The organism is Gordonia paraffinivorans NBRC 108238, assembly GCF_000344155.1.
GTDB classification, from domain to species: domain Bacteria; phylum Actinomycetota; class Actinomycetes; order Mycobacteriales; family Mycobacteriaceae; genus Gordonia; species Gordonia paraffinivorans.
This window is the reverse complement of sequence record NZ_BAOQ01000018.1, coordinates 60,014-83,542: the sequence shown is the minus strand read 5'-3', so window position 1 is coordinate 83,542 and position 23,529 is coordinate 60,014. Positions and strand designations below refer to the sequence as shown.

The 23,529-nt window shown below is 68.5% G+C and carries 21 protein-coding genes and 1 pseudogene; 10 read left to right on the top strand and 12 right to left on the bottom strand.

The genetic code is table 11. The features are described 5' to 3' along the window. From GP2_RS10030 to GP2_RS10020, 3 genes are all read left to right on the top strand, one after another. Positions 1-1,194 carry a M24 family metallopeptidase gene (locus GP2_RS10030; protein ID WP_006900393.1) on the top strand — a complete coding sequence of 398 codons (1,194 nt, stop codon included), beginning with the start codon at positions 1-3 and terminating at the stop codon, positions 1,192-1,194. Positions 1,195-1,284: 90 nt separating this feature from the next. Further along, the gene (locus GP2_RS10025) at positions 1,285-2,526 is read left to right on the top strand and encodes an aminotransferase-like domain-containing protein (RefSeq protein ID WP_040526720.1); all 1,242 of its coding nucleotides are present in this window, start codon (positions 1,285-1,287) and stop codon (positions 2,524-2,526) included. Next, complete coding sequence (locus GP2_RS10020; RefSeq protein WP_006900391.1) at positions 2,523-3,740, top strand: M20 family metallopeptidase; 1,218 nt, start codon at positions 2,523-2,525, stop codon at positions 3,738-3,740. Before GP2_RS10025 ends, GP2_RS10020 begins: the two co-directional genes overlap by 4 nt. 10 nt (positions 3,741-3,750) lie before the next feature. Here GP2_RS10020 and GP2_RS10015 read toward each other — a convergent pair whose 3' ends face one another. From GP2_RS10015 to GP2_RS10000, 4 genes are all read right to left on the bottom strand, one after another. Beyond that, a complete protein-coding gene (locus GP2_RS10015; protein WP_006900390.1) occupies positions 3,751-5,145 on the bottom strand; it encodes an MFS transporter in 1,395 nt (464 codons plus the stop codon). 135 nt (positions 5,146-5,280) lie between these two features. Continuing rightward, on the bottom strand, positions 5,281-6,063 hold the full coding sequence (locus GP2_RS10010; protein ID WP_006900389.1) for a GntR family transcriptional regulator: 783 nt from the start codon (positions 6,061-6,063) through the stop codon (positions 5,281-5,283). 14 nt (positions 6,064-6,077) lie between these two features. Continuing rightward, positions 6,078-6,584 (bottom strand): DUF3830 family protein, encoded by a 507-nt coding sequence (locus GP2_RS10005; RefSeq protein ID WP_006900388.1) that lies wholly within the window; start codon positions 6,582-6,584, stop codon positions 6,078-6,080. Then, complete coding sequence (locus tag GP2_RS10000) at positions 6,581-7,987, bottom strand: amidase (protein ID WP_006900387.1); 1,407 nt, start codon at positions 7,985-7,987, stop codon at positions 6,581-6,583. Before GP2_RS10000 ends, GP2_RS10005 begins: the two co-directional genes overlap by 4 nt. Positions 7,988-8,042: 55 nt before the next feature. On the opposite strand from GP2_RS10000, the gene GP2_RS09995 reads away from it, so the two are divergent. Then, positions 8,043-8,789, top strand: coding sequence for a maleate cis-trans isomerase family protein (locus GP2_RS09995; protein ID WP_006900386.1), 747 nt, complete (start codon positions 8,043-8,045; stop codon positions 8,787-8,789). 16 nt (positions 8,790-8,805) lie between these two features. Here GP2_RS09995 and GP2_RS09990 read toward each other — a convergent pair whose 3' ends face one another. From GP2_RS09990 to GP2_RS09975, 4 genes are read right to left on the bottom strand one after another with little or no spacing between them, the layout of a single operon-like run. Then, positions 8,806-9,753 (bottom strand): aminoglycoside phosphotransferase family protein, encoded by a 948-nt coding sequence (locus GP2_RS09990; RefSeq protein ID WP_040526719.1) that lies wholly within the window; start codon positions 9,751-9,753, stop codon positions 8,806-8,808. Between the two features lie 47 nt (positions 9,754-9,800). Beyond that, positions 9,801-10,199, bottom strand: a complete 399-nt coding sequence (locus GP2_RS09985; protein ID WP_006900384.1) for a PPOX class F420-dependent oxidoreductase — start codon at positions 10,197-10,199, stop codon at positions 9,801-9,803. Continuing rightward, a complete protein-coding gene (locus GP2_RS09980; RefSeq protein ID WP_040526718.1) occupies positions 10,196-10,951 on the bottom strand; it encodes a maleate cis-trans isomerase family protein in 756 nt (251 codons plus the stop codon). The genes GP2_RS09985 and GP2_RS09980 overlap by 4 nt, the downstream gene beginning before the upstream one ends. A 29-nt stretch (positions 10,952-10,980) precedes the next feature. After that, complete coding sequence (locus GP2_RS09975) at positions 10,981-11,574, bottom strand: DNA-3-methyladenine glycosylase I (protein WP_006900382.1); 594 nt, start codon at positions 11,572-11,574, stop codon at positions 10,981-10,983. A gap of 229 nt (positions 11,575-11,803) precedes the next feature. On the opposite strand from GP2_RS09975, the gene sigK reads away from it, so the two are divergent. After that, positions 11,804-12,364, top strand: coding sequence for an ECF RNA polymerase sigma factor SigK (sigK, locus tag GP2_RS09970; RefSeq protein WP_006900381.1), 561 nt, complete (start codon positions 11,804-11,806; stop codon positions 12,362-12,364). A 20-nt stretch (positions 12,365-12,384) separates the two neighbouring features. Here sigK and GP2_RS09965 read toward each other — a convergent pair whose 3' ends face one another. Together GP2_RS09965 and clpB are read right to left on the bottom strand one after the other, a co-directional pair. Beyond that, positions 12,385-13,494: a hypothetical protein gene (locus GP2_RS09965; protein WP_006900380.1), complete on the bottom strand. Its 1,110-nt coding sequence runs from the start codon at positions 13,492-13,494 to the stop codon at positions 12,385-12,387. A gap of 155 nt (positions 13,495-13,649) precedes the next feature. Then, positions 13,650-16,202, bottom strand: coding sequence for an ATP-dependent chaperone ClpB (gene clpB, locus GP2_RS09960; RefSeq protein ID WP_006900379.1), 2,553 nt, complete (start codon positions 16,200-16,202; stop codon positions 13,650-13,652). 704 nt (positions 16,203-16,906) lie between these two features. Between clpB and GP2_RS09955 the strand changes: the two genes are divergently transcribed. Continuing rightward, on the top strand, positions 16,907-17,929 hold the full coding sequence (locus GP2_RS09955; RefSeq protein ID WP_006900378.1) for an esterase/lipase family protein: 1,023 nt from the start codon (positions 16,907-16,909) through the stop codon (positions 17,927-17,929). A 151-nt stretch (positions 17,930-18,080) separates the two neighbouring features. Further along, complete coding sequence (locus tag GP2_RS09950; protein ID WP_040526717.1) at positions 18,081-19,316, top strand: cytochrome P450; 1,236 nt, start codon at positions 18,081-18,083, stop codon at positions 19,314-19,316. A gap of 22 nt (positions 19,317-19,338) precedes the next feature. On the opposite strand, the gene GP2_RS09945 is transcribed toward GP2_RS09950, so the two are convergent. After that, a complete protein-coding gene (locus tag GP2_RS09945) occupies positions 19,339-19,632 on the bottom strand; it encodes a metal-sensitive transcriptional regulator (RefSeq protein WP_006900376.1) in 294 nt (97 codons plus the stop codon). A 142-nt stretch (positions 19,633-19,774) separates the two neighbouring features. On the opposite strand from GP2_RS09945, the gene GP2_RS09940 reads away from it, so the two are divergent. The 3 genes from GP2_RS09940 to GP2_RS09930 are packed head-to-tail and all read left to right on the top strand — an operon-like array spanning position 19,775 to position 22,971. Beyond that, positions 19,775-21,937 carry an MMPL family transporter gene (locus GP2_RS09940; RefSeq protein WP_006900375.1) on the top strand — a complete coding sequence of 721 codons (2,163 nt, stop codon included), beginning with the start codon at positions 19,775-19,777 and terminating at the stop codon, positions 21,935-21,937. A 33-nt stretch (positions 21,938-21,970) separates the two neighbouring features. Further along, complete coding sequence (locus GP2_RS09935) at positions 21,971-22,372, top strand: DUF302 domain-containing protein (protein WP_006900374.1); 402 nt, start codon at positions 21,971-21,973, stop codon at positions 22,370-22,372. Beyond that, a complete protein-coding gene (locus tag GP2_RS09930; protein WP_006900373.1) occupies positions 22,369-22,971 on the top strand; it encodes a mycothiol-dependent nitroreductase Rv2466c family protein in 603 nt (200 codons plus the stop codon). The genes GP2_RS09935 and GP2_RS09930 overlap by 4 nt, the downstream gene beginning before the upstream one ends. 25 nt (positions 22,972-22,996) lie before the next feature. On the opposite strand, the pseudogene GP2_RS22145 reads toward GP2_RS09930, so the two are convergent. After that, positions 22,997-23,328, bottom strand: a pseudogene (locus GP2_RS22145) (DUF427 domain-containing protein). Positions 23,329-23,529 lie beyond the last annotated feature (201 nt).

Sequence of the window (23,529 nt, the reverse complement as noted above, 5' to 3'; positions counted from 1 at the left end):
ATGTATCTCGGTACCCAGCTGTTCACCGACAGCGAGTACGAACAGCGCCTGACGCGGGTCCGTGAGCGCATGGACCGTCAGGGGTTGTCCGCGATCGTCGTCACCGACCCGGCGAACATCTTCTACCTCATCGGCTACAACGCCTGGTCGTTCTACACCCCGCAGCTGCTGTTCGTGCCCATCGAGGGCGAGATGGTCTTCTACGCCCGCGAGATGGACGCCCATGGCGCCCATCGCACCACCTGGTTGCCCGACGAGCAGATCGTCGGATATCCCGAGAGCTACGTGCACCGCCCGCACGTCCATCCCTTCGACTGGGTGGCCTGGTCCCTTCGGCAGCGCCACCTCATCGCACCGGCGTCGCGCAACGGCTCCGTCGGACTCGAGATGGACTCGCACTTCTTCTCGCCCAAGGCCTATCGCGCGCTGTTCAACGCGATCCCGGAGTGGAAGCTCGTCGACTGCTTCGAACTGGTCAACTGGGTGCGGTCGGTGAAGTCCGACGCCGAGGTCGAGCTGATGCGTCACGCCGGCGAGGTGTGCACCGAGGCCATGCGCGCGGCGATCGACACCATCGACGTCGGTGTGCGCCAATGTGATGCGGCCGCAGCGATCTCGCAGGCGCAGATCACCGGTACGCCGGACTACGGCGGCGACTATCCGGCGATCGTGCCGATGATGCCGACGGGCGCGGCCGCCGACACCCCTCATCTGACCTGGCACCAGGGCACTTTCGTCGAGGACGAGGCGGTCGTCATCGAGCTCACCGGCGCTCACAACCGTTATCACTGTCCGCTCGCACGCACCGTGTCGCTGGGTACCCCGCACAAGGACCTCGACTACGTGGCCAAGGCGACGGCCGAGGGCCTCGAGAACGTCCTCGAGGCGATCCGCCCCGGGGTGGCCACCCGGGAACTAGCCTCCACGTGGAACTGGACACTGGCCAAGTACGGTCTCGAAAAGCCCTCGCGCCTGGGATATTCCATCGGAATCGGCTATCCGCCGGACTGGGGCGAGCGCACCATCAGCATCCGCAGCGAGGACGAGACCGTCCTCGAGACCAACATGACCTTCCACATCGTCTGCGGGATGTGGATGGACAACTACGGATTCGAACTCTCGGAGTCGGTGCGGGTGAGCCCCACCGGCGTCGAGTGCTTCACCTCCTTCCCGAGGGAACTGATCCAGAAATGACCATCACCCGAACCGAGTGATCCGACGACGGCCCGAGTTGCACGGAGCACCGGCGACGCGCCCCGGGCCTGGAGAGATGAGGTGCACGACATGACGACTGCAGCCGAGACCGCACGCGACGTGCGCAACAGTGCCCCGACTCTTCCGCTCGCGGGTCGTGCCAAAGACCTGGTCGGCTCGATGATCGACTCGTCGACCTCGCTGCTGGCCGCCCAGTCCCACGACATCGTGCGCTTCGCGATGGGCTCCCCGGCCGACGAGGCGGTTCCCGCCGACGAGTTCCGCCAGATCGCCGGCGAGATCCTCGACAACACCTCCTTCACCTACGGCGCCACCGAGGGCGAACCGCGCCTGCTCCAGCTTCTGGTCGACTACCTGGCCACCACCCCGGACCCCTCGTCGCACGATCGGCTGGTCATCACCACCGGCGGGATGCAGGGTCTCGACCTGGCGTGCAAGCTCTTCGTCGACCCCGGCGACCTCGTCGTCGTCGAATCCCCCACCTACACCAACGGCAGCGCGACCGCGCTCTCCTACGGCGCACAGCTCCTCGAGGTCCCCGTCGACGACGAGGGCATGCAGGTCGATCAGCTCGAGGACCTCGTCGCGCGCACCCGCCAGACGCCGAAGGCGATCTACACCATCCCGACCTTCCAGAACCCTTCCGGCGTGACGCTGTCGGAGGAGCGACGCCGCGAACTGCTGCGCCTCGCGCACACCTGGGGCGCGGTGGTCGTCGACGACGATCCCTACGGGCTGCTGCGGTTCGCCGGCACCGACATCCCCACGTTCCAGACCCTCAGCCCGGGCGATCCGCTCGTCTTCTCGGTGCGGACGTTCTCCAAGATCCTGGCGCCGGGCTGGCGCGTGGGCTGGGTCGACGCCGATCCCTCCCTTCGGCAGCTGCTCATCAACGGCAAGCAGGCCATGGACACCTGCACCAACGTCCCCAACCAACACATCGTCGCCGAGTACATCGCCCGCGGCGGCCTGGAGGACCACCTCGCCGGCATCCGCACGCTCTACCGCGAGCGCAAGGACGCGATGCTCGACGCCATCGCACGCCATCTCGGCGACCGGGTCACCACCACCGATCCCGAGGGCGGCTTCTTCCTGTGGGTGACGCTGCAGGAGGAGTTCGCCGAGATCGACACCCGCGAGCTCTTCGAGGTCGCGCTCGCCGACGGCGTCGCGTTCATCCCCGGGCCGGCACTCTCACCGGGCGGCCGCTTCCGCAACTCGATGCGCCTGTGCTTCGCCTCGAGCACCCCGGACCGGATCGACGAAGGCGTTCGACGCCTCACCTCGAGTCTTGAGAAGATGGCACGGTGAGCGATGCATCGGAACCCGATCTGAGCCGAGCCGAGCGGGGCGTTCTCGATCTGATCGACGAGACCGCGATCGTCGCGTTGACGACGGCGCTGGTCGAGGCGCCGAGCGAGAATCCCGGCGGCACCGAGGCAGCCGCCGTCGATGTGCTCGAGAAGGCATGTCTGTCCCTCGGTCTGGCCGTCGAAACCCACGAGGTCGCGCCCGCGCGGCCCAACCTGGTCGCGACCCTGCCCGCAGGTGGCGGCCCCGGGCTGATGTTCCTCGGGCATTCCGACGTCGTGCCCGCGGGCCCCAACTGGACCGGCGATCCGTATCGGGTCCGCAACCACGACGGCCTGCTCATCGGGCGCGGCACCACCGACATGAAGGGCGGACTCGCCTCGGTCGTCGTCGCGATGAGCGCTCTCTCGCGGGCCGGTGACTTCGGCGTCGAGCTGTCCGGGCCGGTTCGCCTGGTCTGCACGGTCGACGAGGAGGAACACGGCATCGGGGTGCGCGATCACGTGTCCCGGCCCGCCGATCACGAGTTCCTGGGCTGTGTGGTGGCGGAGCCGACGAACATGCAGGTGGTGCGCGGCTGCCGCGGGGCGTCGTACATCGAGATCGACGTGACCGGCCGGGCCGCGCACTCCGGCCGTCCCGCCGACGGCCGGTCGGCCATCAACGCGGCCGCGGCGATCGTCGAGATCATCCGCGCCGATCAGGAGCGCCTCGCCGGGTCCGCCGACGACCTGCTCGGGTACGGCACCTGGAACGTCGGGACCATCGCCGGCGGCCAGGGGATCTCGGTGGTCGCCCCGAACTGCTCCCTCGGGATCGACCGCCGTCTCATGCCCGACGAGGACCCGCACGCCATCGCCGAACAGTTGCGGAAGACGATCCGGGACAGGCAGATCGACACCGACGGGATCACCGTCGACGTCCGCGTGACGATGGAGATGCCCGGCTTCGCCACCGCCGCCGACCATCCGCTCGTCACCACCGCGGTCGGCGCGGTCACCGATGCCGGTGCCGCCACCTCGGTCGGCGGCTGGAGTGCTGCGTGCGACGGCGGTTTCGTCAGCCGCGACCTCGGCATCCCGTCGATCGTGCTGGGGCCGGGCAACATCAACACCGAGGCCCATCAGCCCGACGAGTCGGTCGCCGTCGCCGATCTGGTCACGGCGGCAAAGGCGTACGCGCTCGCCGGGCTGAGGATGCTGGGCCGGCCCTAGCCGTTCGACCCTAGGCCTTCGCCTCCGCCAGCCGCTTCTGCAGCTCGCGGAAGTCGTTCTCCTTGCTGGGGATCTCGGTGCCCCGGATCGAGCATCCCGCGGTCTCCTTCAGGAACAGCAGGGCGACCATGCCGATCGCACAGGCGCCCATCATGTAGGCGGCCGGGAAGAGGCTCCAGCCGGTTCCCTCCACCACGGCGTCGTTGACCAGCGGGGCGGTGCCGCCGAAGGCCGCGGTCGCGACGTTGTAGGAGATCGCGAAGCCTGCGTAGCGGACCTGGGTCGGGAACATCGCCGGGAAGGTCGCCGAGATGGTGGCCAGCTGCGGGATGTACAACGCCCCGAGGATCACGAAGGCGACGATGGCCCAGGCGAATCCTTGTCCCATCAACCAGTAGAGCGGGATCGCGAGCACGAAGAGTCCGACGAGCGAAGCCCACCACATCGGCTTGCGCCCGGTCGAATCCGACCACCACCCGAAGAACGGGATCAGAGCCATCATCGCGAGCTGCCCGATCAGGTTCACCACGCTGGCCGACGACTCGGTGAGCCCGATCGTGTTCTGCAGGTAGGTCGGCTGATACGCCAGCAGCGTGTAGTTCGCGACGTTGAGCGCGATCACCATGCCGAACATGATCAGGATCGGCTGCCAGTAGTGCAGCATCAGGTCCTTGAAGCGCGTCCACGGGGTGCCGGTGATCTCGTCTTCCTGCTCGAGTTCCTGGAACACCGGCGTGTCGTCCATCTGCGACCGCAGGTACAGGCCGATGAGGCCGAGCGGCAGGGCGAACAGGAACGGGATTCGCCAACCCCACTGGTCCATCTGCGAATCCGACAGTCCGAGTTGGAGGAACAGCACGAACGCGGTGCCGGCGCAGAAGCCGCCGAGGGTTCCGAACTCGAGGAAGGAGCCGTACTTGCCGCGCTTGTTGTCGGGTGCGTACTCGGCCATGAATGTTGCGGCGCCGCCGTATTCGCCGCCGGTGGAGAAGCCCTGGACGACGCGGAGCAGGATCAGCAGGATCGGCGCCCAGATGCCGATCGACGCGTGCGTCGGCAGGAGGCCGATGAGTGCGGTGGCCCCGGAGATCAGCAGGATCGTCATCGCCAACACGGACTTGCGGCCGATGCGGTCGCCGATCGGGCCCCACACCATGCCGCCGAGGGGCCGGAGGACGAAGGAGACGGCGAAACCGAGCATGGTGCCGATGGTTCCGTAGTCTCCGGGGAAGAACGCCTGGGTCAGATAGACCGACGCGGCGGCGTAGACGCCGTAGTCGAACCATTCGGTGGCGTTACCGATGGCCGAGGCCCCGATGGCCTTGTGGAGGAGCTTTCTGCCTTCCGGCGATTCTGGATCTGGTGCGAGCTCGTCAAACGTGTCTACCGGTTTCGTATCGCTCATCTGCGCTTCCTGGGTTCGTCGGGCCGCCAGCGGGCCCGAGAGGTCGACGCGACCCTGGACAATGCGTGCGACGGCGGACCCCGCTCACGGTGGCGGCTCCTTCACCACCGCGAACATGAAGCGCTCGAGGCTGTTTCAGCTCCCGGCGGCTGCGAGGTCTCCGGCTTCGGGCCCGTCACCGATCAATCTGCGCAGCCCATCGGCCATGTGCGCGATCATCAGCTCGTCCGCCCTGCCGGCGTCCCCCGCAGCGATGGCGTCCACCAACGCCTGGTGTTCGTCGATTCGTTCCTTTCCCGAGGAATAAGTTCCCCGCATGGCTCGCAGGCACATTCGCGTCTCCACGAGTATGGTCTCGTGCAGGCGCGAAAGCCGTTGGCTTTCGGCATGTTCCACCAGGGTTTGATGGAACCTCATGTCGGCTTCGGCCATTCCCACGCTGTTCGGCTCGTCGATGAACTCGCGCATGGCCTCCACGGCCTCTCCGAGGGCGTCGACGGCGGCGGGATCGCCGTGCGCGATCACCTGCTCGACGGCGGCGCGTTCGACCGCCGTGCGTGCGACGTACATGTCGCGGATGTCGTCCTCCTCCATCGACACCACGAACAGACCGCGGTTGCGATGACTCACCAGCAGGCCCTCTGCCGTGAGTCGTTGCATGGCCTCACGCAGAGGCCCGCGACTCACCCCCAGGTCCGCGGCGAGGCCGGACTCGGTCAACTGCGACCCGGGCGGGAAGTCTCCGTTCGCGATTGCATCGTGCAACTTACGCGCGATGATCGCCGGTGTCGACTCCTGCACCAGCGGCGTGAGGACGCGATGACGTGTGGTACCGGCGCGTTTCCGCTGGCCGGACGCGTTGCGGCGACGTCCCGGTTCCTCTGCGCCCGGGGTCTGCCCATCCACCTTCGTCGTCACCGTCTACCTCTTTCTCACCGCTGAAGGCGCGCGTAGGTGAGCGTCTCGCCCCTCGCGCCGCCCATCCAGACGTCGTTGCAGGCAGCAGCAAAGTCTTCCAGACCATCGGTGATGGTCGCGAACACGTTGCCCGGAACCCACCCTACGTCGCCGTTGACCAGCAGATTGTTCCTTCCGTAGAACACTGCCAGATCGACGAGCAGGCGATGCTCGGCCGGTGCGGCGGAAGGGTCATACCCATATGCCGGGTTGTCCAAAACCCCGTCGAACGTGAAATAGCAGAGGTCGCCGGGGATCGGGGTGATCGTGGTGTTCTCCGGCCCCGGTTCGGCGGGCGCGAACGCCGGGAGCAGGGTGTAGACCTCGTTGCGGGCGAACTTGCCGTGGAACACCTGCCCGCCGAGCGGGAGGGCGTCCCACACCGCCTGCGCGGTGCGCGGGGCCTCGGCGTCGAGCAGGCGCGCGACCGCGGTCACGCCTCGCTTCTCCAGCGTCACGGTGATGAAGCGACCCTCGGTCATGCCCTGTCTCCCAACGTGGCGAATCCGGCGGCGGCCTCATAGGCCGCGGCCACCCGGAGGACGACGGCGTCCCGGTGCCGCGCGCCGACGAACTGCACACCCGTCGGCAGGCCGTCGACGAGTCCGCTGGGCACGGTGATCGCCGGTTGTCCGGTGAGGTTGAACGGGTAGGTGTAGGGCGTCCACGACGTCCAGTCCGGCGACGCCGAGCCCTCGGGCACGGTACGGCCGGCCTCGAACGCGACGGTGGGCATCGCCGGGGTCACCAGGATGTCGAACTCCCGGTGGAACAGGCCCATCTGGGTGCCCATCTCCATCCGCAACGCGGTGGCGCCGACGAAGTCGCTCGCCGTGAAGTCCCGGTGGCGTTCCAGCGCCTCCAGCAGCAGCGGGTCCACCCTGTCCTCGGCGCCGTCGCCGAGTGCACGCACCACGACGTCGGCGCCGGCGAACCAGATCACGTGATAGGCCCACACCGGATCGTCCCAGCCGAGATCGACCTTCTCGACGGTGGCGCCGAGTTGCTCGAGCACCGAGACCGCGCGGTCGGTGTTCGCCTGCACGCCGGCGTCGTTGGTCCCGAAGCCGAGATCCGTGCTGTACCCGATACGCAGACCGGACAGGTCATGGACGTCCGCGATGGCCTCGACCGCGGTCTGCGCGGGCGGCGGCAGCGCCGACCAGTCACGGGGATCAGGGCCGCTCAGCACGTCGAGGAGCACGGCGCAGTCGGCGACGGTGCGGGTCATCGGCCCCACGTGCGCGACCGGGGCGAACGGACTCGGCGGATACATCGGGACACGACCGAGTGTCGGCTTGAGCCCGACGATGCCGCAGTAGGCCGCGGGTATCCGGATGGAACCGCCGCCGTCGGTGCCGACCGACAGGGGCCCGAGCCCCGCCGCGACGGCCGCCGCGCTGCCCCCGCTCGACCCGCCCGACGTCCGCTCGGTGTTCCAGGGATTGCGGGTCACGCCGGTCCGCGGGCTGTCTGTGACGCCCTTCCAGCCGAACTCGGGGGTGGTGACCTTGCCGAGCAGCACCGCCCCGGCCTCGCGCAGTCGCGCGACGGCCGGCGCGTCGGTGTCCCACTCCATCTGTTCGGGTCGGATCATCAGCGAACCGCGCAGCGTCGGCCACCCCTTGGTGAGCAGCAGATCCTTGATGCTGACCGGCACCCCGTCGAGTGGCCCGAGGGGCGCACCCGCTCGGAATCGCTCCCCCGACTCCCGCGCCTGTGCGATCGTGGTGTCCCGGTCCAGCAGGCAGAACGCGTTGATCGACGGGTCGACCTCGTCGATGGCGTCGAGCAGCTCGGCGGCCACCGTCTCCGGCGTGAGCTCACCGCTTCGGTAGGCGTCGGCCAACTCCGTCGCACTGAGCCGGCGGGCCGTGTCGGACATGTACCCCCTCGATCGGGTTGGTAGATTGTTGACAATCTACCTTGGAGGTGTTCGGGTGACAACCACCGTCGCGATGCTCTACCCGGGCCACGCCGCCGAAGACGACTACTCGCTCATCGAGTCCGCGGTCTCGACCTCCGCGGCCGGCATCCGCTTGCCGGTGGTGATCACCGATGTCGACTCCGACGACCACACCGTGGAGGCCATGGCGGCGGTCGGTGAACCGGACCGTCTCGCCGGCGGCGTGCGCAGGGCCGGGCACCACGATCCCGCCGCCGTCATGTGGGCCTGCACCAGCGGGAGTTTCGTCTACGGGTACGACGGCGCCCGCCGGCAGGCAGACGGAGTGGCCGCCCTGTCCGGGGTCCCCACCTCGTCGACGTCGCTGGCCTTCGTCGACGCGTGCCTGAGCCTGGGTGTCACGCGCGTCGCAATCGCGGCCACCTACCCCGAACCCCTGGCATCCCGGTTCATCGGGTTTCTCGCCGACGGTGGCGTCCACGTGGTCTCGTTGCGCGCCAACGACATCGAGACCGCCACCGAGGCCGGCGCCCTCGACGGCGACGGACTGTTCGGGATGATCCATGCGGCCGATCACCCCGACGCACAGGCGATCCTGGTCCCCGACACCGCGCTGCACACCGCCACCTGGATCACCGGCCTGGAACAGGAGGTCGGCAAACCCGTCCTCACCGCCAACCAGGTCACCGCCTGGCAGGGCCTGCGGCTGGCGGGTCTGTCACCGACGACACCCGACCTGGGGGTGCTGTTCCGGCAGCGACGCTCTTCGACGAACCGGTAAGCGTTCCGCGCAACGTTCAGTCCAGGACCGCCTTCGCGACCGTGATGCACGTGGTGATCCACTCCCGGTCGCCCATGGTCAGTCCACGAGATGCGTTCTGCGCGTCCATGATCGACCAGTGCGCGTTGAGGATCATCCGCACCACGACCCAGTCGCGGGCACGGTCGGGATCGAGCCCGGCCGCATCGACGATGAGGTGAAACCGACGACGGATCACGGCACGGAGATCCCTGCCTCCGCCCGGCGGGGGATCCAGCCGATTCCAGAGCATGGGCGCCGGCTCATAGTGCGGATCCCCCGACACCGGGCTCGGATCGATGACCGCCCAGGCCCTCTCGCCTCCGGACCGGTCGACGAGGACGTTCTCGTGGTGCAGGTCGCCGTGCACGATCACCCCCACGCTCCCCTCGTCGGTGACGAGGTCCCGCCCGAGCGAGAGCGCCTGCTCGACAAAGCGTCTCGGCACCGGCGCGTCGCGCGGCATGCGCGAGAGCCCGTCGAGCCAACGCCCGAGACGCGTGCTGAGCGTCGTCATCCGTCCGGGCGCCGGGATGTGCAGGGTCCGGTACAGATCCGCGACCGTCGAGCACGCCGTGTCGTCGTCGACGGCGGTGAGGTCTCGGCGTTCGAGGCGCTCGAGCAGCAGGGCGCGCCGTCGAGGGTCGGCGCGCAGCATCCGCACCGCACCCCGGCCGGCCCAGTGCTGCAGCGCAAGGGCTTCCTGCGCACCGTCGTCGTCGCCGTCGAAGGCGACCTTGAGGACCGCGGCACGTCCGTCACCGCCGACGACCGGCACCACCAGCGACTCGAAGCCGTGCCAGAGTTCATCCCCGTCGCGGCGGAGATCCCACTCGTCGAGGAGCGCCGACGCGGTGGAGGGCAACCGTCGCAGCCAGTCCGACCAGGCCGGGCCGAGCGAGACCTGCGACGCCAGCCCCGGCGGGATGTCGGAATGGGTGATCATCGGCCGATGCGCTGGGCAGGCCCCGCCGACCGCGACCACCGCATCCGCTACTCCCCGGCCGTGATCGCGATGCCGATCGTGCCGTCGGAGCCGCGCCGAATCCTGCTGAGAAAGGTCAGGACGCGGGCCTGGATTCCGTACTTCTCGATGAGCTTCTTGCGGACGTGCTCGGTACCCGCCGAGTCGAGGACGGCGGCCGTACCGGACACGGGCTCGCCGGAGAGGTTGCCGCCGCGCACGTCGCACGCCTGGACGACGACCTGCGGATTCCGCTTGATCCGCTTGACCTTCCACGACTCGGTCTCGGTCCACACGAGCAACCGATCTCCGTCCAGAACCGCCCACACCGGCGAGGAGACGGGCGTGCCGTCCTTGCGGTAGGTCGTCAGTTGCACATACTTCGCGGTGCCCGCCTCACCGAATGGCGTCGAGTTCGCAGGGGTCATGCCGCAATGCTACGGGCGAACAGGGATTGGGCGAACAACGACTGGGCATGGCACGGCGCCCACTCGGCGGGGCCGGCGCCGAGCACACCCGCGTCCCACAGCGTCGCCCAGGCGGTCACCTGGTTGGCGGACAGGATCGGCTTGCCGAGCTCGGCCTCGAGGTCGCCGAGGATGTCGTAGGTCCAGAGGTTGGTGCAGGACACGAAGATCGCCTCGGCGTCGGGGTGGTCGGCCGCACGGATGAGGTCTGCCGTCACGGCGTACGGGATGGTCCAGATCTCGTGGTCACGGCCGAGCCCCGCCTGGGCGGCGACGGTCCGGCCGGACTCGGCGAGGAAGTCGCACAGCAGCCCGGTGAGCGCGGCGGTGTACGGAGTCGCCACCGAGAGGGTGCCGACGTTCATCAGATCGAGCGCTCGGATCAGCGCCTCGGAGGTCGTCACGGCATGCTGGGCGCCGTTGGCGAGCATGCACTTCGAGATCTCCACCGCCCCGGCCAGGCCGTACACGAAACTGCCCGACGCGCAGGCATAGCCGAAGGCCTTGGGACCGATCGACGAGACGGCACGGACCGCGGCGGCGATCTCCGCGTGGTTGTTCAGGTCACGGCACAGTTCGACGTCGACCGGCGCGTCGATGAAACCGGTCCGCGTGAAGTGGAGCGACACCGAGTCGGGCATCCACCGCCACAGTTCGCGGTCCAGCGCCATGTCGAACGGGACCACCATCCCGATGCCGATCTGCGGTGTCATGCAGGGATGATGGCACATTGTCGGATTGTCTACAATCGTTGCCGACGGGCGTCCTCCACCGCATCGCGGATCACGCAGTCGTAGGCGTGGTCGTTGACGATCCCGGTCGCCTGCATCAGCGCGAACATGGTCGTCGGGCCGACGAACCGCCATCCCCTCTTCTTGAGGTCCTTCGACATCGCGATCGACTCCGGCGAGGTCGTCATCGAGTTCGGTTCGTGGTCACGGTCGGGTGCGTATCGCCAGAAGTACGACGCCAGCGAGCCCTGCTCGTCGATCAGTTCCACGGCCCGGCGGGCGTTGTTCACCGCGGCCTCGATCTTGCCGCGGTGGCGGACGATCCCCGCATCCTGCAGCAGGCGTTCGACGTCGGCTTCGGTGTACCGCGCCACCTTCTCGACCTCGAATCCCGCGAATACACTCCTGAAGTTCTCGCGCTTGAGCAGAATGGTCCGCCAGGACAACCCCGACTGGAACCCCTCCAGGCAGACCCGCTCGAACAGGGCGGCGTCATCGGTGACCGGGAATCCCCACTCGGTGTCGTGGTACGTCGTCTCGGGCTCCTGACCTGCCCAGAAGCAGCGCAACCAACCGCCGGCGGCCCTCACCGTGTTCTCGGACATGGGCATCCTCCTCCACTCCGGTGCGAGCAGGTTACGCCACGGCCACGACAGAACGGCGCCGTTATCGTTCCGTTACCAAAGATTGCGAATCCATCCCGTTGTCCGTGCCGGCAGTGGCTTTTCGGCCCCCGGCCCATAGCGTTGGAGACATCGCACCGAAGAGCACCCCGTCACCCGACGCAAGATCCCGCTCCGGAAGCGAAAAATCCACTGCCCCAAGGAGTTCGTCATGCGTGAAACCGATCTGAACACACTCCTTTCCCGCGTGGCGGCCGGTGACATGGATGCCTTCGCCCAGTTCTACGACGCCACCTGTGACCGGGTGTACGGGATGATCCTGCGGGTCCTGCGCGACCAGGGTTACAGCGAAGAGGCGACCCAGGAGACCTTCCTCGCCGTGTGGCGAGGCGCCGCCGGTTTCGATCCGGCATCGGGCACCGCGCTCTCGTGGGTCCTGACCCTCGCCCACCGTCGCGCGGTCGATCGCGTGCGCTCGGAGACCGCCGCGACCCGTCGCACCGTCGCCTACGGCATCGCCGACACCGGCCGCGAGATCGACGAGGTCAGCGAATCCGTGGAGCGCCGCGAGATCGCCCGCCTGATCCACACCGGCCTCGAGACCCTGACTCCGCTGCAGCGTCAGGCCATCGAACTGGCCTACTTCCACGGTCTGACCTATCGCGAGGTTGCCGAGCACCTCGGTGTCGCGCTGCCGACGATCAAGTCGCGCATCCGCGACGGTCTGATCCGCCTGCGGCAGACCGTGCCGGGTTTCGCGGTCTCCGCCTGAGTCGTCACCGACAGGGGGCCTCAGACCTGCCCGTACGGATGCCACCCGGTGGGATTCCACTTGCCGCCGCGGCGCTCACGCACCTCGCGCAGGCTCGTTCCCACGAAGCGTTCCTCGAGTTCGGGATCGGGTCTGCCGGTGTACACCCATCGTTTCGGGTCGAGATTGCCGTCCTCGTCGCGGTAGGTCTCCCAGAAGTCGACCCGGTGCACGGCACGGACGATGTCCTCGGCGAACACCAGGACCGGCAGGTCGGGCACGGTCCGATGCGGCCCCGCCCGCCATCCGCCGCGTGACCACTCGTAGATCTGGTCAGCACTCGCACCCGGCCGGGCCGCATCGTCGACCTTCACGAGAACGCAGAGCTCTGGTAGCGCCGGGGCGAGCGGCGCGGCGTGACGCAGGATGAGCTCGTCCAGCGGGATCGGGACATCGTCCACCGTTCCCGCGAGATCGGGGGCGTTGATCAGCTCCAGCCCGGACAACCCGGCGAGGTCGCCGGCGAACCGGGCCGCGAAATCCGCCGTCTCCTCGACGGATTCGACACCGGCGGCGCCGTAGCGCAGCACCCAGTGCTCCACCCCGAACCCGTCGGCGTCGATGTCGCCGATCCGGTCCAGCGTCGCCTCCAACACCTCCGGAGAATCCCCCTGCCCGATCACCTCACTCGGGTCCGGGACGGCGCCGGCGAGCGCCGCGCCGGTCTGATGGCGAATCCGGTTTCCGCGTCCGGCGCCGACGTAGAACACCGACGAATCGCGGGGATCGACGAGCGCGTAGACGTAGACGCCGAGTACCGTCTGCACCTCCAACGGAACGGGTTTCGGGGGTCCCGGAACCGGGACCCCCACGGGCCGCAAGAGATCGAGCACCGCGTCGACGACGGTCGGCCGGACCCCGAATCCGCCGCCCCGCAGCCCGCCGATGATGGCCTCCCCGGCACGTTCCCGGTCGACGAAACGCCGCCCGGCGTGCGCATCGACGGCGCGCAGGACGTCGACGATCTCCGCTCGCCGGGTCGCCGGGCCGCGCGGCGCCGACCGTTCCGCGTCGACGTCGAGCATCTCGGCGAAGGCCGCCGACTCGAGGAACTCGTCGAGCGCGGTCACCGGCAGCTCGACGGCATCCATCCTGCTCATGACCGCGATGATGCCAGGGCCGGGCCCGGCTCGCGGGTCCGACTCGCGCGCGACGGCGGTTCCGTCCCACGCTCGACGCGCCCCCGGCACGATGAAGGCCCCACCCTCGATCGAGAGTGGGGCCTTCGTGGCTGGTCGTCAGCGCATCAGCCGAGCACGAGCGATTCGCCGTCGGGGCTGACGTTGACCGGCACGACGTCCCCGTCGCGGACCTCGCCCTTGAGCAGCAGCTTGGCCAGCTGGTCGCCGATCGCCTTCTGCACCAGGCGGCGCAGCGGACGGGCGCCGTACACCGGGTCGAAGCCCCGGTGGGCCAGCCATTCCTTGGCCTTCGGCGACACCTCGAGGTCGAGGCGGCGCTGTGCCAACCGCTTCTCCAGCTGGCCCAGCTGGATGTCGACGATCCGGACCAGTTCCTCCTCCGACAGGGCGTCGAAGATGACCACGTCGTCCAGGCGGTTGATGAACTCCGGCTTGAACGCCGAGCGCACCGCGGCCATGACCTGTTCGCGGTCGCCGCCGGCGCCGAGGTTCGAGGTGAGGATCAGGATGGTGTTGCGGAAGTCCACCGTCCGGCCCTGGCCGTCGGTGAGACGACCCTCGTCGAGCACCTGCAGCAGCACGTCGAACACGTCCGGGTGGGCCTTCTCGATCTCGTCGAACAGGACCACCGTGTACGGCCGACGCCGCACCGCCTCGGTCAGCTGGCCGCCGGCCTCGTACCCGACATACCCGGGCGGAGCACCGACGAGCCGTGCGACGCTGTGCTTCTCACCGTACTCGCTCATGTCGATGCGGACCATCGCGTGCTCGTCGTCGAACAGGAACTCGGCGAGCGCCTTGGCGAGCTCGGTCTTGCCGACGCCGGTCGGGCCGAGGAACATGAACGAGCCCAACGGCCGGTTCGGGTCGGCGACGCCGGCCCGTGCACGACGCACCGCGTCCGACACCGCCTCGACCGCGGCCTTCTGGCCGACGACCCGCTTGCCGAGTTCGTCCTCCATGCGCAGCAGCTTGGCGGTCTCGCCCTCGAGCATGCGGCCCGCGGGGATACCGGTCCACGACGACACGACCTCGGCCACGTCGTCCGGCCCGACCTCCTCCTTGAGCATCACCTGCTGTCCGGCGTCGGCACCGGTCCGCTCCTGGGCGGCCTCGAGTTCCTTCTCCAGAGCCGGGATCCGGCCGTACCGCAGTTCTGCGGCCCGTCCGAGGTCACCGTCGCGCTCGGCACGATCGGCCTCGCCGCGCAGATTCTCCAACTGCTCCTTGAGGTCTCGGACCGCGTCGATGGCGGTCTTCTCCTGCTGCCAGCGCGCCGAGAGCTCGCTGAGCTTCTCCTTCTGGTCGGCCAGTTCGGCGCGGAGCTTCTCCAGCCGCTCCTTCGACGCCTCGTCGGTCTCCTTCTCCAGGGCGAGCTCCTCGACCTCGAGCCGGCGGACAACACGCTCGACCTCGTCGATCTCGACGGGGCGCGAGTCGATCTCCATCCGGAGCCGCGACGCGGCCTCGTCGACGAGGTCGATGGCCTTGTCCGGCAGGAACCGGGAGGTGATGTAGCGATCGGAAAGCGTTGCGGCGGCGACCAATGCGGAGTCGGTGATGCGCACGCCGTGGTGCACCTCGTACCGGTCCTTGAGGCCGCGGAGGATGCCGATGGCGTCCTCGACCGACGGCTCGCCGACGTACACCTGCTGGAAGCGACGCTCGAGTGCGGCGTCCTTCTCGATGTACTTGCGGTACTCCTCGAGCGTGGTGGCGCCGACCAGCCGCAGCTCGCCGCGGGCCAGCATCGGCTTGATCATGTTGCCCGCGTCCATCGCCGAGTCACCGGTGGCACCGGCGCCGACGATGGTGTGCAGCTCGTCGATGAACGTGATGATCTGGCCTTCGGAGGCCTTGATCTCGTCGAGCACCGCCTTGAGGCGTTCCTCGAATTCACCGCGGTACTTCGCACCGGCGACCATCGAACCCATGTCGAGGGAGATGACGGTCTTGTCGCGCAACGATTCCGGCACGTCGCCGGCGACGATGCGCTGGGCCAGGCCCTCGACGATCGCCGTCTTGCCGACGCCGGGCTCGCCGATGAGGACCGGGTTGTTCTTGGTCCGGCGGCTGAGCACCTGCACGACGCGACGGATCTCGGTGTCGCGACCGATGACCGGGTCGAGCTTGCCTTCTCGTGCGGCCTTGGTGAGGTCGGTCGAGTACTTCTCGAGCGCCTGGTAGGTCGACTCCGGGTCCTCCGAGGTCACCTTGCGGGTGCCTCGAACGGCGACGAACGCCTCCCGCAGCGCCTGCGGGGTGGCACCTGCGTTGTGCAGTAGCTTGGCGACGTCGGAATCGCCGGTCGCCAGACCGACCATGACGTGCTCGGTCGAGACGTACTCGTCACCGAGTTCGACCGCCAGCTGCTGGGCAGCGGTGATCGCCGCGATCGACTCGCGGGAAAGCTGAGGGGTCGAGCTGGCCTGGGCAACCGTCGGCATGCGGTCGACCAGCGCCTGTGCCTGTGCGCGAACGTTCGACGGGTCGACGCCCACCGCCTTGAGCAGCGGGGACGCAATGCCGTCGGACTGATCGAGCAATGCCACGAGGATGTGGGCGGGCCGCACGTCAGGGTTGCCAGCGCCGGCCGCCGCCTGCACAGCAGCGCTGAGTGCCTGCTGCGTCTTCGTGGTGGGGGTGAAGCTGTCCACTAGCGTGCACCTTTCTCTTTAGTCCAACAGGCTCAAGTATGAGCCATTCGGCAGATGTAACGCCACCAAAGTTGAGTCCATTCCACTCAGGTCTATCAATTGTGTGATCTGCATCACCCCCCATGGTGCTCCGATGCGCCTGCCCGCGCGTGGGATCGCGGGTACGCGGCACGATCGCGTGCCGGAACGTGCGCGACACCGGCACCCGATGACCGCTCTGCGGTCCCGCGCCGAACCCGAGTCGGCGTGGCCCCTCCGACCCCTTCCCCGAGCACGAGGCCTCCGGCCGTCGCGACGGCAGCCCGACCCGGGCCCGCCCACGCGACAGGCCTTTGCGCGAGAAGACCTCACGGCCACACCCTGCAGCACGTGACCAAACGCACGACTGTTCACCGCCGACCACCATCTCACTGCCAAGAACACGCATCCGTGCAGGAAATACACCCGAGGACTCAGTGGACATACGTACACTGAACCGATGCCCCCTGAACCCGCATCCCATCGCCAACTACCGGCGCTCGCCGCCCTGGCCCGCGAGGAGCTGACCAAAGCGGTGGGGGGGCATCGCCACCGTCCACGCGTCCGCGACCGATACCGTCTTCGCCGGTCTACGAGCAGTCGGGGGCTCACGTGTCCGCACGGCGCAGAAGACGCACGACGTCATCAGGACATCCATCTACACGGCAGTCGCGTCGACCGTCGATGTGGCCGGCGACCTGGCCGAGTCGCTGGCGGCATTCAGTGACACCGTCCCCTCCGAGACCAGGCGAGGCGCGGAGACCCTCGGCTTTCTCGACGGGTTGATCGGGGACCAACTGACCGCCGAGGGTTCGCCGCTGGCCCCGGACATCTCGGTTCGCGTCGACGGCGCTGCCGTGCCGATCACGCCCGATGGCCTGGCGACCGCGTTCCCCGCGGCCTCCGGGCACCTGACGGTGTTCGTGCACGGACTGATGGGGTCCGAATACACGTGGAGCCTCGGAGGCCGACCCACCTACGGTTCGCGGCTCGCCGACGACCTGGGCAGCACCGAGGTCCTGGTCCGCTACAACACGGGCCGGCACATCAGCGACAACGGTCGTGACCTCGCACGACTGCTCACCGAACTCACACTCTTGTGGCCGGTCCCCGTCACCGGCCTCACGCTCATCGGCCATTCGATGGGAGGCCTGGTGATCCGCAGCGCGTGCCACCAGGCCGTCGCCGAGGACGCGTTCTGGCCCGAGCTCGTTCGACACACGGTCTACCTCGGCACCCCTCACCTCGGAGCGCCGTTGGCGCGAGGAGTCCACCGGGCGTCGGCCGCCCTGCGCCTTTGGCGGACGACCCGGCCGATCGCCACGCTCCTCGGTCGCCGCAGCGCCGGGGTACGAGACCTGTTCCGCGGCGCGGTCATCGACGAGCATTGGCGCGACACCGACCCGGAGGCCTTCTGGCAGCCCGCCGTCGACTACCCGCCTCTCATGCAGGGGGTGCGACACCTCTATGTGACGGCGACGGTCACCCGGCGACCCGACCATCCGTTCGGCCGCATCGTCGGCGACGGTTTGGTGATGACCAGCAGCGGCGGGGGCCGAAGCCGGAAGCAGCATCTCGGATTCGAGCTCGACGACGGTTTCCACGTCGGCGGCGTCGGTCACATGGCCCTGCTGAACAACGATGCGGTCTACGAATGGATGCTCCCCCAGTTGACCCCTCGTCGCGCATTGCCGCCCGGGCGCGGCTGAGCGACACGGCGATCCCACCCACGGGCGACAAACCATGACACGTGGTGTCCCGGGGCCCGTCGAGTTCGCCAATCCACCGTCCCGGCAGCCACACGTATCGGACACTCGAACCACGATCCCGGATGGAAGGACGTGTCGCGTGACCAGCACGATGGACGATGCCGCCGCAGTCTTCGCCGACCCGACCGCATACGCCGACGAAGCCCGCCTGCACGCCGCGATGACGTATCTGCGGGCGAACAAGCCGGTGGCCTACGTCGACCGGAAGCCGTACCGCCCGTTCTACGCGGTCACCAAGCACGCCGACATCATGGAGATCGAGCGCAACAACGCCCTGTGGCTGAGCGAGCCGCGCCCGGTGTTGACCACGGCGGCGGCCGACGACGCGGCGAGGGCCCAGCTCGAAGCAGGCGGCGGGCTGCGCACCCTGATCCACATGGACGACCCGCACCACAAGAAGGTGCGTGCGATCGGCCAAGACTGGTTCCGCCCGAAGGCATTGCGCGACCTCGAGGTCCGCGTCGACGAGCTGGCCCGGCGCTACGTCGACCGGATGGCCGAGATCGGCCCCGAATGCGATTTCGTCGAGGACATCGCGGTCCACTTCCCGCTCTATGTGATCCTCTCGCTGCTCGGCCTGCCCGAAGAGGACTTCCCGCGGATGCACCAGCTCACCCAGGAACTCTTCGGCGCCGACGACGAGGAGTACCGCCGCGGCACCACCCTCGAGGAGCACATGTCCACGCTCCTCGACTTCTTCGACTACTTCAGCGAACTGACCGCGTCACGCCGGGCGAACCCCACCGACGACCTCGCCTCGGCGATCGCCAACGGCCGCGTCGACGGCGAGCCGCTCTCCGACGTCGACACCGCGTCGTACTACGTCATCGTCGCGACCGCCGGCCACGACACCACCAAGGACGCGATCTCCGGTGGCCTGCGCGCCCTCGTCGAGAATCCCGACCAGCTCGACCGCCTCCGCCGGGACCCCGAACTCATCGGCACCGCAGTCGAGGAGATGATCCGTTGGTCCACGCCGGTCAAGGAGTTCATGCGCACCGCCGGCGAGGACACCGAGGTGCGCGGTGTCCCGATCGCCGCAGGCGAATCCGTCTATCTCGCCTACACCTCCGGCAACCGCGACGAAGAGGTCTTCGACGACCCGCACACCTTCGACGTCGGCCGGTTCCCCAACCAACATCTGGCCTTCGGCTACGGCATCCACTTCTGTCTCGGGGCAGCCCTCGCCCGCATGGAGATGAGAAGCCTGTTCAGCGAGCTGATCCCGCGACTGGAATCCATCGAACTCGCCGGCCCGCCCGTGTTGGCCGCGACCACCTTCGTCGGCGGGCTCAAGCACCTGCCGATCCGGTACTCGCTGCGCTGAAAAGGATTTCGCGCCGGACGGATCAGGCCAGCGCGAGGAACAGCCTCTCGAGCTCGTCCTCGGTGAGCGGCGGGGCGTCCTCGCCGTCGCGGGCCTCGATGCACTGCCGCATCCCGGAGGCGACGATCTTGAAGCCCGCACGGTCGAGGGCGCGGGACACCGCGGCGAGCTGGGGCACGACGTCTTTGCAGCCCCGGCCGTCCTCGATCATCGCGATCACGCCGGCCAGCTGCCCCTGAGCACGCTTCAACCGGTTCAGCACTGCGGCGCACGTCTCGTCGTCGATCGGTGCCCGGGTCCCGTCACCTGCCGCCATCTGCACTCTCCTTGTGTCGTTGCGCCGCGACGCCCGCCTTCGGGCGATCGCTGCCGCTTGACGCCAAGATACCCCCCTGGGTATGTTCGGCACCAGCGAGAATACCCCCGGGGGTATATCTGGATCTACGAGAGGATCGACGATGGCGCCGACATCGGCACTGTCCACGGACGAACAGACAGGTGCGACGACCCGCCCCAGGGCCGGACTCCTCGGCCGCTGGGGAGAGGCGATGGTCGGCCGGGCACGCTGGGTCTTCGGCGTCTGGGTGCTGCTCCTGCTCGTCTTGGGTGCGGCGGCACCCACGGTGTTCTCCTCGCTCGCCGGTGCGGGCTGGCAGGCCGACGGGTCCGAGTCGGTGCGCGTCCGAGAGCTCACGCAAGAGCACTTCGGCGGCAACTCCTCGGCCGCCGTCCAGGTCGTCGTCCACTCCGACCGCAACGACGTCCAGAGCCCGGCCGTGCAGGAGGTCGTGCGTCGGATCAGCGATCTCGTCGCCTCCGACGACCGTTTCGCCGAGGTCGTCCCGCCTCAGCCCGGCATGTCGATCAGCCCCGACGGCCACACCGGGATCGTCCTCATCGGCGCGGCAGCCGACACCGACGACATGGTCCGCGCCGTCGATGAGCACAAGGATGCGCTGACGGACCTCGCCGGCGACGGCGTCGAGGTCTACCCGACCGGCGCCTCCGCGCTGTGGAGCGACTTCAACGAGGCCAACCACGACGCGATGATCAAGGCCGAACTGTTCTCCTGGCCGGTCACGCTGACGATCATGGTGCTCGCGTTCGGGTCGCTCGTCGCCGCCGGACTCCCGCTGCTGCTCACCATCGCGGGCCTCGTCGCATCTGCGGGCGGACTGGTCCTGCTCAACCAGGTCACGCCGATCTCGGTGTGGGCCATCAACTTCGCGATGATGTTCGCGCTGGCACTGGGCATCGACTACGCGCTGTTCATCGTCTCGCGCTTCCGCGATGCCATCCGGGAGAACGCCGACGACCTGCGGGCGGCGGTCGCACAGACCATGGACACCGCCGGAAAGGCCGTGTTGCTGTCGGGGCTGACCGTGCTGGTGAGCCTTTCGGCCGTGTTGTTGGTCCCCGCGCCCGCGGTGCGCACGATGGCGGTGGGCATCATGCTGGCCGTCGTGTTCGTCCTCGCCGCGACGCTCTCGCTCCTGCCGGCGTCACTGGGCAGGATCGGCGCCAAGGTGAACGCGCTGGCGCTGCCGCATGCCCGCCGCCAACAGCATCGTTCGCCGGTGTTCGCCCGGTGGGGCGAGTACCTGCACCGGCACCCTTGGTCGGTGGCGGCCGGGTCCCTCGCGGTCCTGATCGCCTTGGCGATCCCGGTCTTCGGCCTGAAGGTCGCGATGCCGTCTATCAACGTCGTGCCCTCCGACGCCCCGGTTCGCCAGGGCTACGAACTCGTCCGGTCCCAGATGGGCGAGGGCGCGCCGGGCATGCTGCAGATCATCGCCCCCGCCGCCGAGGCGGATGCCATCGTCGTGGCCGCCGGGAAGACCCCGGGCATCGAGATGGTCACGCCCCCGATGCCCGCAGCCGATGGGTCGGACCACGTTCTGCTGCAGGCGCTTCCGTCTGTCGACCCGTCGGACGAGCGGATGACGACGATCGTCGGCGATCTGCGCGCACACCTGCCGGACGGGGCTCTGGTGGGCGGCGCACCGGCCGAGAACCTCGACCTCCAACAGGCACTGAACGACTACTTCCCGCTCGTGGTCGCGGTCATCCTGGTGCTGGGCTTCCTCCTGTTGCTCGTCTCGCTGCAGGCACCGCTCATCGCCCTGATCGGCACGGTGGTCAGCCTGTTGTCGACGGCCGCCGCCTTCGGGGTCGCGAAGCTCGTCTTCCAAGACGGTCACCTCGCCGACCTGCTGGGCTTCACACCGCAGGGCTTTCTCGACGGCTGGGGTCCGGTGTTCTTCTTCGCGATGATCTTCGCGATCGCAATGGACTACACCGTCTTCCTGCTGGCGACCGCCAAGGAGCATTTCGAGCGGTCGGGCGACCCCGCGACCGCGCAGGTCGACGGCATGGCCCATTCCGGACGCATCATCTTCGCCGCGGCCGCGGTCATGGTGGCGGTGTTCTTCACCTTCGCTCTGGCAGAACCGCTTCCGCCGAAGGAGATGGGAATCATCCTGGGCGTCGCCGTTCTCCTCGACGCCGTCCTGATCCGGCTCACGCTGCTGCCCGCACTGCTCCGGATCACCGGGCGTGCGGCCTGGTGGGCGCCGGCGTGGCTCCGACGCGTCCTCCCCTCGATCAGCTTCGGCCACTGACACCTAGATCGCATGCACACGAAAGGAATCACCATGTCACTCGCCATCTCCACCTCTCTGTCCATCCCGTTCACCGAAGCCGTCGCACGCACCCGCGCCGCTCTGGCCGAGCAGGGCTTCGGCGTCCTCACCGAGATCGACGTCCAGGCGACGATGAAGGCCAAGCTCGGCGAGGAGATGGAGGACTACCTGATCCTCGGCGCCTGCAACCCGCCGCTCGCCCATCGCGCACTGGGCGTCCAGCGGATGATCGGACTGCTGCTGCCGTGCAACGTCGTCGTCCGAACCGATCCCGCAAGTCCGTCACGGACCCTCGTCGAGGCGATGAATCCGGACCTCATGGTCCAGGTCACGGGCGAGCCCGATCTCGAACCGGTCGCCCGCGAGGCCGCGGCGAAGCTGCGCGCCGCCATCGAGAAGCTGTCGCAGTCATGACCGAGATCGACTACTACTTCGACCCCGTCTGCCCGTTCGCCTGGGCCGCGTCGCGCTGGCTCACCGACCAGGCCGCCAGGAACGACGTCCGGGTCGACTGGCACGTGATGAGCCTCGCCGTGCTGAACGAGGGCCGAGAACTCTCTTCCGACAAGCAGAGACGCCAGATCGAGCGCTCCCGCCGTCTCGGCCGGGTCTTCATGGCCGCCGTTGCCGAAACCGGTGACGGATCGATCGGACCGCTGTATGACGCGGTCGGTCGGCGGTTGCACCACGACGGCGCGGTCATGACCCACGTGGTCGTCGCGCAGGCGCTGAGCAACGCCGGGCTTCCCGCGGAACTGGCCGCTGCGATGGACGACGAGTCCTTCGACGGCGCGCTGGGCGAGCACCATCGACGCAGCCAGGACGCGCTCGGTGAGACCGGCGGCAGTCCGATCATCGGCATCGACGGCCGGCACTTCTTCGGGCCGGTCCTGTCCGCCATCCCGGTCGGCGACGAGGCCGATGCCCTGTTCTCGTCGCTCGTCACGCTCGCACGCATCCCGGCGTTCGCACAGCTGAGGCGCCCCGCAGACGGGCATCCGGTCTTCTCGTGACCGGTTTCCCCGGCCGCCGACGCGCTCAGCCGACCGTGACCTCGACCCGCTCGTCGTAGAAACAGATCAGGTCGCGCACGGGTTCGGCCTCGGTCAACGGGTCGGTGTAGGTCCAGGCCAAGTCGACCAGTAGGTGGCCTGCCCCTTGTAGGCGCACACGGTCACGGTGTCGGACCGCTGCAGCACATCCATCCGCACGTCCGCGCGCGGGATGTAGTGGCGTGGCGGGAGGTGCGTCTCCAACAGCAGTGTCGGACGGTCGCTTTCGGCGAGCACGGTGTCCCCGATCCGCACGGCCACGTGTCGGCTGGTCGGGAGGCAGTCGATCCGCTTGAACGGATCGTGGGGATGCCCCATCACGATCTGCTCCTCCTCACGCCACTCGTCGAAGGCATTCCAGTCCAGCAGGACGTACCCGGCGAGGTCGGGATCGTCTGGCCGGAACGCGGCACCCGCGAGCACCCGGGGCCCGGCGGACACGTCGCAGCTCGAACCGGCGGCGGTGTGCATCGAGAACGGATGCTCCGGCGTCAGGATCGGCGGGTGATCGTCGACGGG

Excerpts from the sequence above, each read along its gene's own strand:
- GP2_RS09950 (WP_040526717.1), top strand. The coding sequence starts at position 18,081 with ATGGACGATGCCGCCGCAGTCTTCGCCGACCCGACCGCATACGCCGAC.
- GP2_RS10005 (WP_006900388.1), bottom strand. The coding sequence starts at position 6,584 with ATGACCGAGGGTCGCTTCATCACCGTGACGCTGGAGAAGCGAGGCGTG.
- GP2_RS09990 (WP_040526719.1), bottom strand. The coding sequence starts at position 9,753 with ATGATCACCCATTCCGACATCCCGCCGGGGCTGGCGTCGCAGGTCTCG.
- sigK (WP_006900381.1), top strand. The coding sequence starts at position 11,804 with ATGCGTGAAACCGATCTGAACACACTCCTTTCCCGCGTGGCGGCCGGT.
- GP2_RS10015 (WP_006900390.1), bottom strand. The coding sequence starts at position 5,145 with ATGAGCGATACGAAACCGGTAGACACGTTTGACGAGCTCGCACCAGAT.
- GP2_RS09985 (WP_006900384.1), bottom strand. The coding sequence starts at position 10,199 with ATGACCCCTGCGAACTCGACGCCATTCGGTGAGGCGGGCACCGCGAAG.
- GP2_RS10030 (WP_006900393.1), top strand. The coding sequence starts at position 1 with ATGTATCTCGGTACCCAGCTGTTCACCGACAGCGAGTACGAACAGCGC.
- GP2_RS09935 (WP_006900374.1), top strand. The coding sequence starts at position 21,971 with ATGTCACTCGCCATCTCCACCTCTCTGTCCATCCCGTTCACCGAAGCC.
- GP2_RS09945 (WP_006900376.1), bottom strand. The coding sequence starts at position 19,632 with ATGGCGGCAGGTGACGGGACCCGGGCACCGATCGACGACGAGACGTGC.
- GP2_RS09965 (WP_006900380.1), bottom strand. The coding sequence starts at position 13,494 with ATGGATGCCGTCGAGCTGCCGGTGACCGCGCTCGACGAGTTCCTCGAG.
- GP2_RS10000 (WP_006900387.1), bottom strand. The coding sequence starts at position 7,987 with ATGTCCGACACGGCCCGCCGGCTCAGTGCGACGGAGTTGGCCGACGCC.
- GP2_RS09930 (WP_006900373.1), top strand. The coding sequence starts at position 22,369 with ATGACCGAGATCGACTACTACTTCGACCCCGTCTGCCCGTTCGCCTGG.
- GP2_RS09940 (WP_006900375.1), top strand. The coding sequence starts at position 19,775 with ATGGCGCCGACATCGGCACTGTCCACGGACGAACAGACAGGTGCGACG.
- GP2_RS10025 (WP_040526720.1), top strand. The coding sequence starts at position 1,285 with ATGACGACTGCAGCCGAGACCGCACGCGACGTGCGCAACAGTGCCCCG.
- GP2_RS09975 (WP_006900382.1), bottom strand. The coding sequence starts at position 11,574 with ATGTCCGAGAACACGGTGAGGGCCGCCGGCGGTTGGTTGCGCTGCTTC.
- GP2_RS09980 (WP_040526718.1), bottom strand. The coding sequence starts at position 10,951 with ATGACACCGCAGATCGGCATCGGGATGGTGGTCCCGTTCGACATGGCG.